This window comes from Rhodoferax sp. LB1P47 (assembly GCF_056521445.1).
Genome location: NZ_JBWMAU010000004.1, coordinates 13,876 through 27,299 on the forward strand (window position 1 = coordinate 13,876; position 13,424 = coordinate 27,299).

13 protein-coding genes and 1 CRISPR repeat array are annotated in these 13,424 nt (G+C 60.7%); of the genes, 2 read left to right on the forward strand and 11 right to left on the reverse strand.

The features are described from left to right. Positions 1-6: 6 nt before the first annotated feature. The 3 genes from AC0969_RS06715 to AC0969_RS06725 all read right to left on the reverse strand — a co-directional run bounded on the left by AC0969_RS06715 (position 7) and on the right by AC0969_RS06725 (position 3,614). Entirely contained in the window at positions 7-213 is a 207-nt protein-coding gene (locus tag AC0969_RS06715; protein ID WP_479623373.1) for a hypothetical protein, read from the reverse strand. A gap of 92 nt (positions 214-305) precedes the next feature. Beyond that, positions 306-1,481, reverse strand: a complete 1,176-nt coding sequence (locus AC0969_RS06720) for an acetyl-CoA C-acyltransferase (RefSeq protein ID WP_479623374.1) — start codon at positions 1,479-1,481, stop codon at positions 306-308. A gap of 12 nt (positions 1,482-1,493) precedes the next feature. Beyond that, entirely contained in the window at positions 1,494-3,614 is a 2,121-nt protein-coding gene (locus AC0969_RS06725) for a 3-hydroxyacyl-CoA dehydrogenase NAD-binding domain-containing protein (RefSeq protein WP_479623375.1), read from the reverse strand. Between the two features lie 170 nt (positions 3,615-3,784). Between AC0969_RS06725 and AC0969_RS06730 the strand changes: the two genes are divergently transcribed. Further along, positions 3,785-4,639 carry a nucleotidyl transferase AbiEii/AbiGii toxin family protein gene (locus AC0969_RS06730; RefSeq protein ID WP_479623376.1) on the forward strand — a complete coding sequence of 285 codons (855 nt, stop codon included), beginning with the start codon at positions 3,785-3,787 and terminating at the stop codon, positions 4,637-4,639. Then, complete coding sequence (locus tag AC0969_RS06735) at positions 4,636-5,280, forward strand: hypothetical protein (RefSeq protein WP_479623377.1); 645 nt, start codon at positions 4,636-4,638, stop codon at positions 5,278-5,280. Before AC0969_RS06730 ends, AC0969_RS06735 begins: the two co-directional genes overlap by 4 nt. On the opposite strand, the gene AC0969_RS06740 is transcribed toward AC0969_RS06735, so the two are convergent. From AC0969_RS06740 to cas1, 8 genes are all read right to left on the reverse strand, one after another. Further along, positions 5,270-5,956, reverse strand: coding sequence for an ABC transporter ATP-binding protein (locus AC0969_RS06740; protein WP_479623378.1), 687 nt, complete (start codon positions 5,954-5,956; stop codon positions 5,270-5,272). The two genes, AC0969_RS06735 and AC0969_RS06740, sit on opposite strands and share 11 nt — an antisense overlap. Next, on the reverse strand, positions 5,956-6,702 hold the full coding sequence (locus tag AC0969_RS06745) for an ABC transporter ATP-binding protein (RefSeq protein ID WP_479623379.1): 747 nt from the start codon (positions 6,700-6,702) through the stop codon (positions 5,956-5,958). The genes AC0969_RS06740 and AC0969_RS06745 overlap by 1 nt, the downstream gene beginning before the upstream one ends. Further along, entirely contained in the window at positions 6,699-7,829 is a 1,131-nt protein-coding gene (locus AC0969_RS06750; RefSeq protein ID WP_479623380.1) for a branched-chain amino acid ABC transporter permease, read from the reverse strand. The genes AC0969_RS06745 and AC0969_RS06750 overlap by 4 nt, the downstream gene beginning before the upstream one ends. Next, positions 7,819-8,697, reverse strand: coding sequence for a branched-chain amino acid ABC transporter permease (locus AC0969_RS06755; protein WP_479623381.1), 879 nt, complete (start codon positions 8,695-8,697; stop codon positions 7,819-7,821). The genes AC0969_RS06750 and AC0969_RS06755 overlap by 11 nt, the downstream gene beginning before the upstream one ends. A gap of 151 nt (positions 8,698-8,848) precedes the next feature. Further along, on the reverse strand, positions 8,849-8,971 hold the full coding sequence (locus tag AC0969_RS06760) for a hypothetical protein (protein ID WP_479623382.1): 123 nt from the start codon (positions 8,969-8,971) through the stop codon (positions 8,849-8,851). A gap of 329 nt (positions 8,972-9,300) precedes the next feature. Then, positions 9,301-11,137: direct repeats of the CRISPR family, unit length 37 nt; unit sequence GTCTTAATCCCTTTGAATTCAGGGCTGGGGATTTATC. A 73-nt stretch (positions 11,138-11,210) separates the two neighbouring features. Beyond that, positions 11,211-11,525 (reverse strand): CRISPR-associated endonuclease Cas2, encoded by a 315-nt coding sequence (cas2, locus tag AC0969_RS06765; protein WP_479623383.1) that lies wholly within the window; start codon positions 11,523-11,525, stop codon positions 11,211-11,213. A 106-nt stretch (positions 11,526-11,631) separates the two neighbouring features. Beyond that, positions 11,632-12,411, reverse strand: a complete 780-nt coding sequence (locus tag AC0969_RS06770) for a CRISPR-associated endonuclease Cas1 (RefSeq protein WP_479623384.1) — start codon at positions 12,409-12,411, stop codon at positions 11,632-11,634. Next, complete coding sequence (cas1, locus tag AC0969_RS06775) at positions 12,405-13,409, reverse strand: CRISPR-associated endonuclease Cas1 (protein WP_479623385.1); 1,005 nt, start codon at positions 13,407-13,409, stop codon at positions 12,405-12,407. The genes AC0969_RS06770 and cas1 overlap by 7 nt, the downstream gene beginning before the upstream one ends. Positions 13,410-13,424 lie beyond the last annotated feature (15 nt).

Below are 13,424 nucleotides of genomic sequence, written 5' to 3' on the forward strand. Positions count from 1 at the left end.
TCTCCGTTATTTTTGGTGCGAATTCATCCGCGAACGCAGGTAAATCAAAACCGCCCCCAGGGCCGCCGCAATGCCGCCCCACACCACCAGGGCTAGCCCTAGGTCATCGTCGGCCCGCTGGGTAAACAGGCCCAGCACCAGCGTCAGCAGCCCGCCGTACAGCAAGATCCAGATGGTGTTTTCGACCCGGGAAATGGTTTTTTCGGTGAACATGGGCGCACTGTAACCCCGTGGCTGGTCGTACGCCATATTTACAAGAAAAAGGCTGCTAGCGCAGGTGGTATATGCGCCAGCAGCTACTATTTTTATAGTACTTCAAAGACGCCCGCCGCGCCCATGCCGCCGCCTATGCACATGGTGACGCAGACCCGCTTGGCGCCGCGCCGCTTGCCTTCGATCAGCGCGTGGCCGGTCAGGCGCTGGCCGCTCACGCCGTAGGGGTGGCCCACGGCAATGGCGCCACCGTTCACGTTCAGGCGGTCGGCGGGGATGCCCAGCTTGTCGCGGCAGTAGATCACCTGCACGGCGAAGGCTTCGTTCAGCTCCCACAGGTCGATGTCGCTGACCTTCAAGCCCAGGCGCTTGAGCACTTTGGGGATGGCGAACACGGGGCCAATGCCCATTTCGTCCGGCTCGCAGCCCGCCACCGCAAAGCCCAAAAAGCGGCCCAGCGGCTGCAGCCCGCGCTGGCTGGCCAGGGTCTCGTTCATCACCACCACCGCGCCGCCGCCGTCAGAGAACTGGCTGGCGTTGCCCGCCGTGATCAAGCCGCCCGGCATGGCTGAGCGCAGCCCGGCAATGCCCTCGGCCGTGGTGCCGTCGCGGATGCCTTCGTCCTGGCTCACGGTCACTTCCTTGGTCATCAAACCGCGTACTTTGTCGGCCACGCCCATCGTCACCGTGATGGGCGCAATCTCGGCGGCAAACAGCCCGGCAGCCTGCGCAGCCACGGCCCGCTGCTGGCTGGCCGCGCCGTAGGCGTCCATCTGTTCGCGGCCGATGCCGTAGCGCTGGGCCACCAGCTCGGCGGTTTGCAGCATGTTCCAGTAGATCTCGGGCTTGTTTTTGACCAGCCAGGGGTCGGTGAGCATGTGGGTGTTCATCTCTTGCTGCACGCAGGAAATGCTCTCCACCCCGCCCGCCACATACACATCGCCCTCGTTGGCAATGATGCGCTGCGCAGCCATCGCAATGGTTTGCAGGCCGGACGAGCAAAAACGGTTCACGGTGACACCCGATGTCGTCACCGGGCAGCCTGCGCGCAGGGCGATCTGGCGGGCGATATTGGCCCCGGTGGCCCCCTCGGGCGTGGCGCAGCCCATGATCACGTCATCGACCTCTGCGGCCTCTATCCCTGCACGCTGGATGGCGTGCTGCACGGCGTGGCCGCCCAGGGTGGCCCCGTGGGTCATGTTGAAAGAGCCCTTCCAGCTTTTGGCCAAGGGGGTGCGGGCGGTGGAAACGATTACGGCGGCGGTCATGTTCTGTATTCCTTAGATGAAGGTTTGGCCGTCGGCGGCCAGGCGTGCCAGCAAGGGCGCGGGAGTCCAAAAGGCGGCATCGTCCAGCGGGTTCTGGGCGAAGCGCTGCATGGCCTGCACCACGTTGAACAGCCCGATCTCATTGGCGTAGTGCATGGGGCCACCCCGGTAAATCGGGAAGCCGTAGCCGGTGAGATACACCATGTCGATGTCGCCGGATTTGGAGGCAATGCCCTCCTCCAGAATGTGCGCGGCCTCGTTCACCATCGCAAACACCAGGCGCTGCACGATCTCTTCGTCACCAATTTTGCGCGGCGTGGTGCCTAGCGACGCACGGTGATCCGTCACCATCTTCTCGACCAACGCGCTAGGCATCGCATCGCGCTTGCCCGTTTGGTAGTCGTACCAGCCCGCGCCGGTCTTCTGGCCAAAGCGGCCCATCTCGCACAGCAGATCCGCTGTTTTGCTGTGCTTCTGGCCGGGTTGTTCCACGTACTTGCGTTTGCGGATGGCCCAGCCGATGTCGTTGCCTGCCAGGTCGCCCATGCGGAACGGGCCCATCGCCATGCCGAACTTTTCCATCGCCTTGTCCACCTGTGCGGGAGTGCAGCCTTCGTCCAGCAAAAAGCCCGCCTGCCGGCCATATTGCTCGATCATGCGGTTGCCGATAAAGCCATCGCACACGCCGGATACCACCGAGGTTTTCTTGATCTTCTTGCCCAGCGCCAGCACGGTGGCCAGCACGTCTTTGGCGGTGGCTTGGCCGCGCACCACTTCCAGCAGCTTCATCACATTGGCAGGGCTGAAGAAATGCGTGCCCACCACGTCTTGCGGGCGTTGGGTGAAATTAGCGATCTGGTCCAGGTCCAGCGTGGAGGTGTTGCTGGCCAGAATCGCGCCGGGTTTCATCACGCGGTCCAGCTCTTGGAACACGGCTTTTTTGACGCCCATGTCTTCAAACACGGCTTCGATCACCATGTCGGCCTCGCCCAGGTCGTCGTAATTCAGCGTGGTGCTTAGCAGGGCCATCCGCTGGTCTAGCTTTTCTTGTGTGAGCTTGCCCTTGGTGACTTGCGACGCGTAATTTTTGCGGATGGTGGCCACGCCGCGCTCCAGCGCTTCGGGCTTGGCCTCCAGCATCTTCACCGGAATGCCCGCGTTCAGGAAGTTCATGGCAATGCCGCCGCCCATCGTGCCAGCGCCGATGACTGCTATGCTGTTAATAGCACGTTGCGCAGTATCGGCGGGCACGTCAGGCACTTTAGAGGCTGCACGCTCGGCCGCAAAGATGTGCCGCAGGGCGCGGCTCTCGGGGCTCCACATCAGGTTCAAGAAGGTGCTGAGTTCAAACGCCATGCCGGCGTCAAACTTTTGCTTGGTGGCGGCCTCCACCGCGTCCACGCACTTCAGCGGGGCCGGGTAGTTCTTCGCCATGCCTTTGACCATGTTGCGGGCAAACTGAAAGTAGGCATCGCCCTGCGGGTGCTTGCATTTCAAATTGCGCACCAGCGGCAAGGGGCGCACGTCGGCAACCGTTTGGGCGAAGGCCAGGGCTTCTTCCATCAGCGAATCTGCCGACGCGGCCAGTTTGTCAAACAGCTTTTGGCCGGGCAGCGATGCCAGCAGCTCGCTCTTGACCGGTTCGCCGCTGACGATCATGTTCAGCGCCGCCTCCACCCCCAGCACCCGGGGCAGCCGCTGCGTGCCGCCCGCGCCGGGGATCAGCCCGAGCTTGACCTCGGGCAGCGCCACATTGCAGCCGGGTGCGGCAATGCGGTAGTGGCAACCCAAAGCCGTCTCCAGCCCGCCGCCCATGCACACCGAGTGGATGGCCGCAATGACCGGCTTGGCCGAGTGCTCGATGGCCAAAATCATGCTCAGCAGATTCGGCTCCTGCATCGCCTGCGGCGTGTCGAATTCCTTGATGTCCGCCCCGCCCGAAAACGCCTTGCCCGCGCCGGTGAGGACGATGGCCGCTACATTGGCATCGGCATTTGCCTGCGCCAGCCCGCCGGTCACGGCGCGGCGGGTTGCCAAGCCCAAGCCGTTGACCGGCGGGTTGTTCAGCGTGATCACAGCGATGTTGCCGTGGACTTGGTAAAGAACGGGGGAGGAAGGGTTGGGAGCCGTCATGCGTACACCTCGAAGTTGAAATAGAACGATCGTTCGATTTTTATTCTAGGGTGCTTGCGTGACGGGGTGTGAGCTGGTTTGTCCCAGTTGGGACAGGAAATGCGAGGCCCATCAGTTCTTTATAATAGCCACTGTTAATGTAATAATTCATACATTAATAAGGCATATCTATGGTGACAAAGAAGCGCTCTCTATCTGCGTTTGACCAGATCCGTCTGCGGGCCATCCTGCAAACCGCCACCCTCGCGGCGTTGATGGATTCCCGCCGCTGGGAGCCCGGCGACATCGCCTTCCAGGGCGGCACATCATTGCACTTGGCGCACGGCTCGGCCCGTTTCAGCGAAGACCTGGACTTCATGGTGCGTGGGGGTTTGTCGATGGACGGGCTGTCCAAAGAAGTACAAAAAAAGCTGCGGCTGCCAGCGGACATTCCGGCCGACTTGCAGGTATCTGTGACCCCTGGCCGCGATGCCCGCAACCCCCACATTTTTTACGTCACGCTCAGCGGCCCCAGCGTGCTGCACAGCGTGAAGGTCAAGATTGAGCTATGGACCACCGATGCAGCCGCGCTGAAATCATTGCGGCTCGTGGTGTCCACCGTGGCATCCAGCGCGGGTCAGGCCTTCGTACCCACGCTCACCCTGCCCGAAATATTGGCCGACAAGGTCTATGCGCTGGGGGCGCGCAAACGCATCAAACCCCGGGACATCTTTGACCTGTGGTGGCTACACGATAAACACACCGTGCCTCTGCCGCCCGATGCCCTGCGCACCCGGCTGGCAATTTATCCGGCAGACAGTGGCGGTATGGCCGCCACGGCCCAGGCCTGGCTGGACAACGCCGCGCTGCGCCTTGCCGATCTGCGTGCACCCGCCACGGCCAGCACCGTGGCCGCCGACTTGCAACGCTGGCTGCCGTCCTCCTGGCCAATGGATGCGCAGGTGGCGGCAAATATGGTGGAGGTTGCCTTCGGCTATCTGGAAACCGGCCTGCACGACATGCAAACTATCGCTAGCCAGCTATGAGCTACACCTCGGCCAGCCAGCGCTTGCTGCAGATCCCGGATGTCTTCACCGGCAGCGACTTGACCATCCTGTGCGGCTGGACCTCGGCCATCGCCTCTAGTTACCTGGCCCAGTGGCGCAAGGCGGGGCTGGTGCGCTCCTTGGGGGGGCGCTCGGACGTGCACATGAACCTGGTGCGCAACCGGCATGTCCACCCCGATCTGGCATTGCGCCGGGCCTTTCCCCGCGCGGTCAAGGTGGGTGTGGATGTGCTGCGCGATGCCGGTTGGACCACCCAGATTGCCACGGTCACCGAAGTGGCCGTGCCCACCGGGAGCGGCCAGTACACGCTGCCCGGCTACGCCTTGGGCACCCGCACCGCCACCTGGTTCCGGGCGGTGACTCCCGGGGTGACGCAGGTGGTGCAAGGCATCTCCAGCTTGCAGCCCGCCTGGGCGCTTGCCGACATGCTGGCGCGCGCCCAGGACCGGCGAATTCGCCATGCCTGGCTGCTGGACCCGGAAGACATCGATCTGCACGCTGCACGCCAGGACAAGGACGCGGCACGGGCCATGCAGGCCCTGGGGCTGAACGTGGCAGACCTGGAGGATGCCGGGTACGAAGACTGCTACAGCACCTGGTTGAAACGGGCTAAACCGTAAGCCATTCGCTGCGCACAGCCGTCTCCGCACGCAACTGCGCGGGCGTGGCATCCAGCACGATCTGCCCCCGCCCCATCACCAGCACCCGGTCGGCCACCTCCAGCGCCAGCGCCTGCTTTTGTTCCACCAGCAGCACGGCAACACCCTGGTTTTTAAGCAGGCGTAGGGCCGCAGCGACCTGTTCCACCACCTGCGGGGCCAGGCCTTCCGTGGGCTCGTCAATGACCAGCAACTGGGGGTTGCCCATCAGCGCACGGCCCAGGGCCAGCATTTGCTGCTCGCCCCCCGAGAGCACGCCGCCGGGGGTGTGCTGGCGGGCCTTCAGGTGCGGAAACAGGCGGTAGACGGCATCAAAAGTCCACGGCCCCATGCCTTTTTGGCCGAGCAGCAGGTTGTGTTGCACGCTCAGGCGCGCAAAGATGTCGCGGGCCTCTGCCACATAGGCAATGCCTTGCTGGGCGATGGCAAACGGCGGCAGGCCCACCAGTTGCTTGCCGCGCCACAGGATGGAGCCCTCGCAGCGCACCAGGCCCAGCAGGGCTTTGGCGGTGGTGGAGCGGCCCGCACCGTTGCGCCCCAGCAGGGCTACGGTTTCACCGGGCTGGATGGCGAACGCCACCCCGTGCAACACGGGTGCGGGGCCGTAGAAGGCGCACAGATTCTGGACTTGCAGCATCAGGCCAGCGTGCCCAGGTAGGCGGCCTGCACTAGCGGATTGGCGCGCACGGCATCCGGCGTGTCGAAGGCAATGACCTCGCCCGCCACCAGTACAGCCATTTTGGCGGCCAGCGCATATACCACCTGCATATCGTGCTCTATTATCAATAGCGTTTTATTGTGCGTCACCTCGCGAATAAGTTGCACAAACCGGGCCGCCTCCAGCCCGCCCATGCCTGCCGTGGGTTCGTCCAGCAGGATGACGCTGGCCCCGCCCGCGATGGTGATGCCCAGCTCCAGCGCGCGCTGCTCGGCGTAGGTCAGGTGGGCGGCCAGCACGTCGCGTTTGGCCGCAAGTTGCACCTGTGCCATCACCTGCTCGGCCCGCTCCCGCACATCCTTTAATCCGGCCAGCAAGCGCCAAAAGCTGTAGCCGTAGCCCCGGCTCCACAGCAGGCTGCAACGCAGGTTCTCGAACACGCTGAGCTGGGCAAACAGGTTGCTGGTCTGGAAGCTGCGCGACAGGCCTACGCGGTAGATGTCGAACGGTTTTTTGCCCTGGATGGCTTGCCCGTGCAGCAGAATCTGGCCGCTACTGGGCGCGGTGCGGCCACTGATGAGGTTGAACAGCGTGGATTTGCCCGCGCCGTTGGGGCCGATCAGGGCCACGCGCTCGCCTGCGGCCACGGCCAGATCCGCACCGCGAATGATCTGCGCCGCGCCGAAGTTCTTGCGCAGGGCAATGAGTTGCAGCGCGGGGGTCATTTGCGCATCCCAAGAAGTGCCCCTACCACCAAGGCCGCCGTAGCCCCAGCCCAGTCCAAACCGCTGGTCGCGTCCAGCACCAGGCCCAGAAAGCGCAACTCCGGCCCCAACGCCGCCAGCAGTTGCAGCTGGTAGACCATCTCCACCATCGCCGCAAACCCGGTAAACGCCAGCGCCCAGGCCGCAACCAGGGGCAGATTGCGCCAGCGCAGCCGCCCGGCCAGGCTAACCACCCCGCCGGGCACCCACACCACCATGCCGATAAATACCAGCCCCACGTACAGCAGCCAGGCCTTGGTGATGCCACTGAGCAGCACATTCGCCAGCACCATCAGCACAGCACCCACCACGGGGCCGAAAAAGTGGCCCGCTCCGCCCAGAAAGGTAAACAGCAAATAGGCCCCCGAGCGCTGGCTGCCCAGCACATCGGCGGTCACGGTCTCGAAGTTCAGCGCCGCCAGCCCGCCGCCAATGCCCGCAAAAAACCCCGCAATCACCACCGCCATAAAGCGAATCCGCTGGGCATCAAAGCCTACAAACTCGACCCGCTCCGGGTTATCACGCACGGCATTCAGCATGCGGCCCAGCGGGGTCAGCGTAAAGGCAAACATCAGCCCGGTGCAGACCAGGGTGTAGGCGGCGACCAGGTAGTACACCTGCAGTTGCGGCCCGAAGCTGATGCCAAAAGGCGCAGCGCCCGCCACCCGGTTGCCCGACACCCCCGCCTCGCCGCCAAACACCTGCGGCAGCAGCCAGGCCAAGGCGGCTACCAGCTCCCCCAGGCCCAGCGTCACCATCGCGAAAGTGGTGGCGGACTTTTGCGCCGTGAGCCAGCCCAGCAGCAACGCCACCCCGGCCCCGGCCAGCCCGCCCACGATGGGCACCAGACTGACCGGCAGCACAGCGGCGTTCAGTGCGTGGATGGCGGCAAAAGCACCCAGGCCGGAATACACGGCGTGGCCAAAACTCAGCATCCCGCCCTGCCCCAGCAGGATGTTGTAGCTCAGGCAGACGATGCTGGCGATGCCGATTTGCGTCAGCAGGTTCAGGCCCAGGCTGCTGCTAAAAACCCAGGGCGCGGCCAGCAGCACCAGCGCAAACACGGCCGCGCCAATCTTAATCCGCACGCCGCCCCCACAGCCCTTGCGGACGCACCAGCAGCACCAAAACCAATAGCAGATACGGCAGCAGCGGCGCAAACCGGCTGACAGCGTCCATCCCCACCGCAAACGTCTGTACCACGCCGATCAGCAAAGACGCGCCCAAGGCCCCGGCCAGCGACCCCATGCCGCCCACCACCACGACCACAAACACCACAGAGCCGACAGTGGCCGCCATGCCCGGCTCGGTGACGAATGCGTTGCCGCCCACCACACCCGCCAGCCCGGCCAGCGCCGCGCCACCGCCAAACACCCACATAAAAATGCGTGGCACGTTGTGGCCCAGGGCCTGCACGGCATCCGGGTGGGTCAGCGCGGCCTGCACCACCAGGCCGGTGCGGGTACGGGTGAACAGTAGCCACAGCGCCAGCCACATGCCCAGCGCCACCAGCACCATAAAGGCCCGGTAGGCCGGAAAAGGCGTACCCCACAGTGTGAACAGCGGCCCGGCCAGCGTGGTGGGAATGCGGTAGTCCACCGGGCCGCGCCCCCACACCAGTTGCACCAGCTCGCCCAGTACAGTGGCTAGGCCAAAGGTAACCAGCATCTCGGCCTTGTGCCGCCCGGGGCCGTGGGCGTGGACGCGGCGCAGCACCCATCGTTCAAACCCCGCGCCCACCAGCCCCACCAGCAGCGGTGCTAGCAGCAACGCGGGCCAGAAGCCAACGAGCAAAGTCAGGCTGTAGGCCGCGTACGCACCCAGCATGTAGAAGCTGGCGTGGGCCAGATTCAGCACGCCCAGCAGGCTGAAGATCAGCGTCAGTCCCGCGCTCAGCATGAACAGCACCATCCCGTAGCTAAGGCCGTTCAAGAGCGAGAGGGTGAAAAATTCCATGCGGGGAGTGGGGGGTGTCGGCGCAGTTTAGCCCGCACTACGCCTTTTATTTCACTCCAAAAAATATAGCTGCCTGCGCATATGGAATATGCGCAGGCAGCTATAGGGCTTACAAGCCAGGGGCGGTGCGGGCAGCACCGCAGGACCGGCGTTACCGGGGGGCGTGCGCCAGCAGAGAACCGGCAAACATGCCCACTTCGCGCATTTTTTTTTGTTGCAGGGACAGCTTGAGCGTGCCCCAAAAACGCATGGCCAAAATGAGAACCAATGACAAAGGCTGTGTGCCAGGACGCGTGCGGATGGAAATCATAAAACGCCTAAATATTAAAAAAAACGATATATACAGTTTATTTAATTTAAACCACTCTCTCGTGACACAAATTCACACAAAGAGCTACAGCGTGTTCCGCCGGATGTCCATTTATTACGTTTTTTGCATTGAGACACCCGTGATACGAGGCAAGCCTACCCCGACCTAGCCCCCGAAGAAGCAAGTGACTAGACCGAACCCTACATCGCCCACACCCATTCCGAGGTACGGGGATGAGGACGAAATGAAGGTGGAACGCCCTGCCCTGCCCCTCTCATGGCACAGAACTTGACAACTTAATCCCTTTGAATTCAGGGCTGGGGATTTATCACAATATCAAACCAGGCCAAGAAATTGAAATGTCTTAATCCCTTTGAATTCAGGGCTGGGGATTTATCCCGTTTCTTTAGGGTTTTTCCGCACTAAAGATGTCTTAATCCCTTTGAATTCAGGGCTGGGGATTTATCATATTCCATCCGAACAGGGACACTAAAAAATGTCTTAATCCCTTTGAATTCAGGGCTGGGGATTTATCGCAACACTTTCGACATCAAAGACCAGCTCAAGGTCTTAATCCCTTTGAATTCAGGGCTGGGGATTTATCACCCAGGCCGTTGAAGTCAACCCCGGCGAATGGTCTTAATCCCTTTGAATTCAGGGCTGGGGATTTATCGTCTGCGCGGCTGAAATCGTCACGCTGCTCTATGTCTTAATCCCTTTGAATTCAGGGCTGGGGATTTATCAGGGAGGCTTTGTTCGTCCTTGAGCGAATCTGTCTTAATCCCTTTGAATTCAGGGCTGGGGATTTATCACGCAGATTGCAGAGGTAATTAAGGCGGGCAGGTCTTAATCCCTTTGAATTCAGGGCTGGGGATTTATCGACACCGCCCATGCACAGACCTTGGTGGCCTTGTCTTAATCCCTTTGAATTCAGGGCTGGGGATTTATCGTGAAGTCATCACCGTGAATGGCCAGCAGGTGTCTTAATCCCTTTGAATTCAGGGCTGGGGATTTATCCTAAACTGCAAACACTCGAAATTGATATGTTGTCTTAATCCCTTTGAATTCAGGGCTGGGGATTTATCCTATCAAATCGGCACTCGGCATTTAACCAAGTCTTAATCCCTTTGAATTCAGGGCTGGGGATTTATCCTAACCTTTTAGGAATATATAATTATGGATAATGTCTTAATCCCTTTGAATTCAGGGCTGGGGATTTATCTTCGCTGGTGAAGGCGCACCAGCTATGCCGAGTCTTAATCCCTTTGAATTCAGGGCTGGGGATTTATCGGGAACACGTAGACCAATCGGGCACGCTTGAGGTCTTAATCCCTTTGAATTCAGGGCTGGGGATTTATCATATTCCTGATTTGCCGGTTATTGATGAGTCTTAATCCCTTTGAATTCAGGGCTGGGGATTTATCAGAGGTAATCTAAATGCACATCAAATTTCAAGTCTTAATCCCTTTGAATTCAGGGCTGGGGATTTATCCTTTTTGGCAAGTTTGTCAAGTATGGAATGGGGTCTTAATCCCTTTGAATTCAGGGCTGGGGATTTATCACAGCTTGCCTTAGAACACGACGACACGAGAGTAGTCTTAATCCCTTTGAATTCAGGGCTGGGGATTTATCATGAAACCACACAAACACGCAGTCCTAATTAAGTCTTAATCCCTTTGGTCTTAATCCCTTTGAATTCAGGGCTGGGGATTTATCCTTGCTGTGTACGATATGGATGGATGTATTGTGTCTTAATCCCTTTGAATTCAGGGCTGGGGATTTATCATGTTCTGCCTACAGTATCCCACCCACTAACGTCTTAATCCCTTTGAATTCAGGGCTGGGGATTTATCAACCACCACGGTGACCTTAAATATTTCCAAGCGTCTTAATCCCTTTGAATTCAGGGCTGGGGATTTATCGAAAAGGCCGAAAAGGCCCCCAATTATACCACGTCTTAATCCCTTTGAATTCAGGGCTGGGGATTTATCAATGGCGAACCCAGCATTAAGAAAAATGCCCACGTCTTAATCCCTTTGAATTCAGGGCTGGGGATTTATCCTTAGTCGTGAAAAAGTGTATGTGAAAAGCGTGTCTTAATCCCTTTGAATTCAGGGCTGGGGATTTATCTGTATTGTCCAAAAAAGACTTGACTGACAAGGGCTTGCGGCTGGGGTTGCAGGCTTTTCAGCATCGAGAAAAGTCAATCTTTTTTTCTACTCGTTGGCGGGGTGCTGGCCGTGAGCCAGACGCCTTCTGGCAGGATGGCTGCCCCCAATGTGTGTAACACGGCTGATTCTTGCATGCGGTATGCGCGTATATCGTCTTGGCGTGGATTTATTAGCTTTTTAAGTTGTTCCATCAGGCTGTTAATTTGCACGGCGCTGGCTTCGACCACAAACACGGAGTATTGCAGCGGGATGCCGTGCTTTTTTAGTAGTTTGTAGATGGGGGCCCAGCGGCGACGGTGGGCTATGTCGTAGGCAACGATCCAGCGGGCGGGGGCGTGTTGGGGCATAGATTTATTGCAGCTGGTTGGAATGCGGGGCCGGTGGTGGTGTGGTTTTGCGCGCCGCCCCACGCCAATGCCGCGGCACAGGGTGGTCCAGCGGTGTTGCCATGGGTTACTGCACGGGTTCCGGCCGCAAGGCTTTATGGGCTAGCAGGTTGAGGCTGCGTATGTGTACCAGTAGAGCAGCGGCGTTGCGCTGTTGCCAGCGCTCGAACAGCAGGGTGCCGGTGGCGTGGTCCGCGGGTTGGCTGGCCAGGCTGCCGCTTTGGAGGTTCATTTCGCCCCACAGCAGGTCACATAGTGCGTGGTCTAGGGCGATCGGCTCGGCGTGGGGGCCAAAGCAGTCGAAGGGTATGTGTTCTAGCGCCATTTGCTGGGCTACCAGGGCTAGGCATTGGGCTTGTAGGTCGATGGGGAGGTGCTGGGGGTGTTGCCCGGCGTAGACCCAGTCGCGTTTAATTTGCTCCCATTCTTGGGGTTGCGGGGTGGGGGCGCAGGTTGCGCGCCATGTGTTGAGTACGGCCATGCGCCGACCGCGTTGCCAGTGGCGGTAGCGTTGCAGGCCTTCGGGGGTTTCTAGCAGCAGGTCGAGTGCTACGGCCATGCTGGAGGTGCTGCGGTGGTGGGGGCACAGTGTGCCCAGGGCGTGGCCGTGGGGGTCGATCCAGGTTATGGCGATGGCTTGCATTTGGCAGGCTTGCAGGGCGGTGCCGCTCCAGTCGATGCTGGTGCTGCTGACGATGCGGGCGACCCGTTGCAGGGGGATGCGCTGGCGCTGCAGTTGCTGGTTGGTGATGACTAGGCTGTCGTCGGTCACGCTTGCGCGTTTGCGCTCGCCGTGGGCCAGGTAGAGGGTGCGGGCACCTACAGGGCGTTGCAGGGTGGTTAGCATGTTGCATCGTCCAGCTCTTCTGCGGGGCCAACCCATATTTTCCCTTGCTCGCGTAGTTGTTGGGCAAGTTGGCGGGTGTTCTGGCGTAGCCAGCGCTGCCAAGGCGGGGCGGCTTTTTCCCAGGCGGCATAGAAGCTTTGGCGACCGGCTTTACCGAGTAGGCAGGCCCCTTTATCAGTTTGAAAGTGGTCTGGGCGTAGTGTGTGGTCTTTAAATAGTTGCCAGAGCCATAGGTCCATGGCGGGGCGCAGGGGTTCAATGAGGTCGCTGGCCAGGCTTTCGCGGCCAAAGCTGGGGCGGTGGTAGAAGCCGAGCAAGGGGTCCAGTCCGGCGGCTATGCAGGCTTGTACGGCTTGGGCATGCAGCAGGGTGTAACCGAGTGATAGGCAGGCGTTTACCGGGTCGCGGGGTGGGCGGCGGTTGCGGCCGGTAAATTGCAATGCGGGTGCATATACGCCAGCCAGGCCTCCAAAGTAGGCCCGGGCTCCGGCCCCTTCCCTGCCGCGCAGGGTTTCTAGGCTGGGGTAGTTGGCTTGTACGGATTCAGTGTTCAGTTCGGCTACCTGGGGCTGCAAGGTGGCGAGTGCATCAAACAGGGGTTTGCGGGCATCGGGGCGCTGGGCTAGCAGGGTGCGCAGGGTACGCGCTTGGCGGCTAAGTTTTGCCAGCACGGTGTGCAGGGCCCAGCTGCGGCACCAGGTGTCGTCCATGACGCGGGTGGCTTGGGCTAGGCGGATGGCGGCGTCGTTGTGCTGGGGGCCGAGCACGATGGCGTAGCGGCGTTGGGTGCGTGGGCTCATCAGTACGGTGGCTACGCCGTGTTCGGCCAGCTTTTGCAGCACGCTGGTGTCGAGCCGGGTGCTGCCGCCGTGGATGACGCAGCGGTCAATCATGCCGATGGGTACGGTGCCCCGGCGCTGGCCGGCTTCATGCAGTACCAGGGTGTCGCCTTCGGTGGTGACTTGGAGGTGGGCGCGGTCGAGTAGCAGCAGGGCCATGGCGGTATATGCGGG

What these genes read in the sequence shown, in the direction of transcription:
- AC0969_RS06715 (WP_479623373.1), bottom strand. Translation starts at nt 213, where the DNA reads ATGTTCACCGAAAAAACCATTTCCCGGGTCGAAAACACCATCTGGATC.
- AC0969_RS06720 (WP_479623374.1), bottom strand. Translation starts at nt 1,481, where the DNA reads ATGACCGCCGCCGTAATCGTTTCCACCGCCCGCACCCCCTTGGCCAAA.
- AC0969_RS06725 (WP_479623375.1), bottom strand. Translation starts at nt 3,614, where the DNA reads ATGACGGCTCCCAACCCTTCCTCCCCCGTTCTTTACCAAGTCCACGGC.
- AC0969_RS06730 (WP_479623376.1), top strand. Translation starts at nt 3,785, where the DNA reads ATGGTGACAAAGAAGCGCTCTCTATCTGCGTTTGACCAGATCCGTCTG.
- AC0969_RS06735 (WP_479623377.1), top strand. Translation starts at nt 4,636, where the DNA reads ATGAGCTACACCTCGGCCAGCCAGCGCTTGCTGCAGATCCCGGATGTC.
- AC0969_RS06740 (WP_479623378.1), bottom strand. Translation starts at nt 5,956, where the DNA reads ATGCTGCAAGTCCAGAATCTGTGCGCCTTCTACGGCCCCGCACCCGTG.
- AC0969_RS06745 (WP_479623379.1), bottom strand. Translation starts at nt 6,702, where the DNA reads ATGACCCCCGCGCTGCAACTCATTGCCCTGCGCAAGAACTTCGGCGCG.
- AC0969_RS06755 (WP_479623381.1), bottom strand. Translation starts at nt 8,697, where the DNA reads ATGGAATTTTTCACCCTCTCGCTCTTGAACGGCCTTAGCTACGGGATG.
- cas2 (WP_479623383.1), bottom strand. Translation starts at nt 11,525, where the DNA reads ATGCCCCAACACGCCCCCGCCCGCTGGATCGTTGCCTACGACATAGCC.
- AC0969_RS06770 (WP_479623384.1), bottom strand. Translation starts at nt 12,411, where the DNA reads ATGCTAACCACCCTGCAACGCCCTGTAGGTGCCCGCACCCTCTACCTG.
- cas1 (WP_479623385.1), bottom strand. Translation starts at nt 13,409, where the DNA reads ATGGCCCTGCTGCTACTCGACCGCGCCCACCTCCAAGTCACCACCGAA.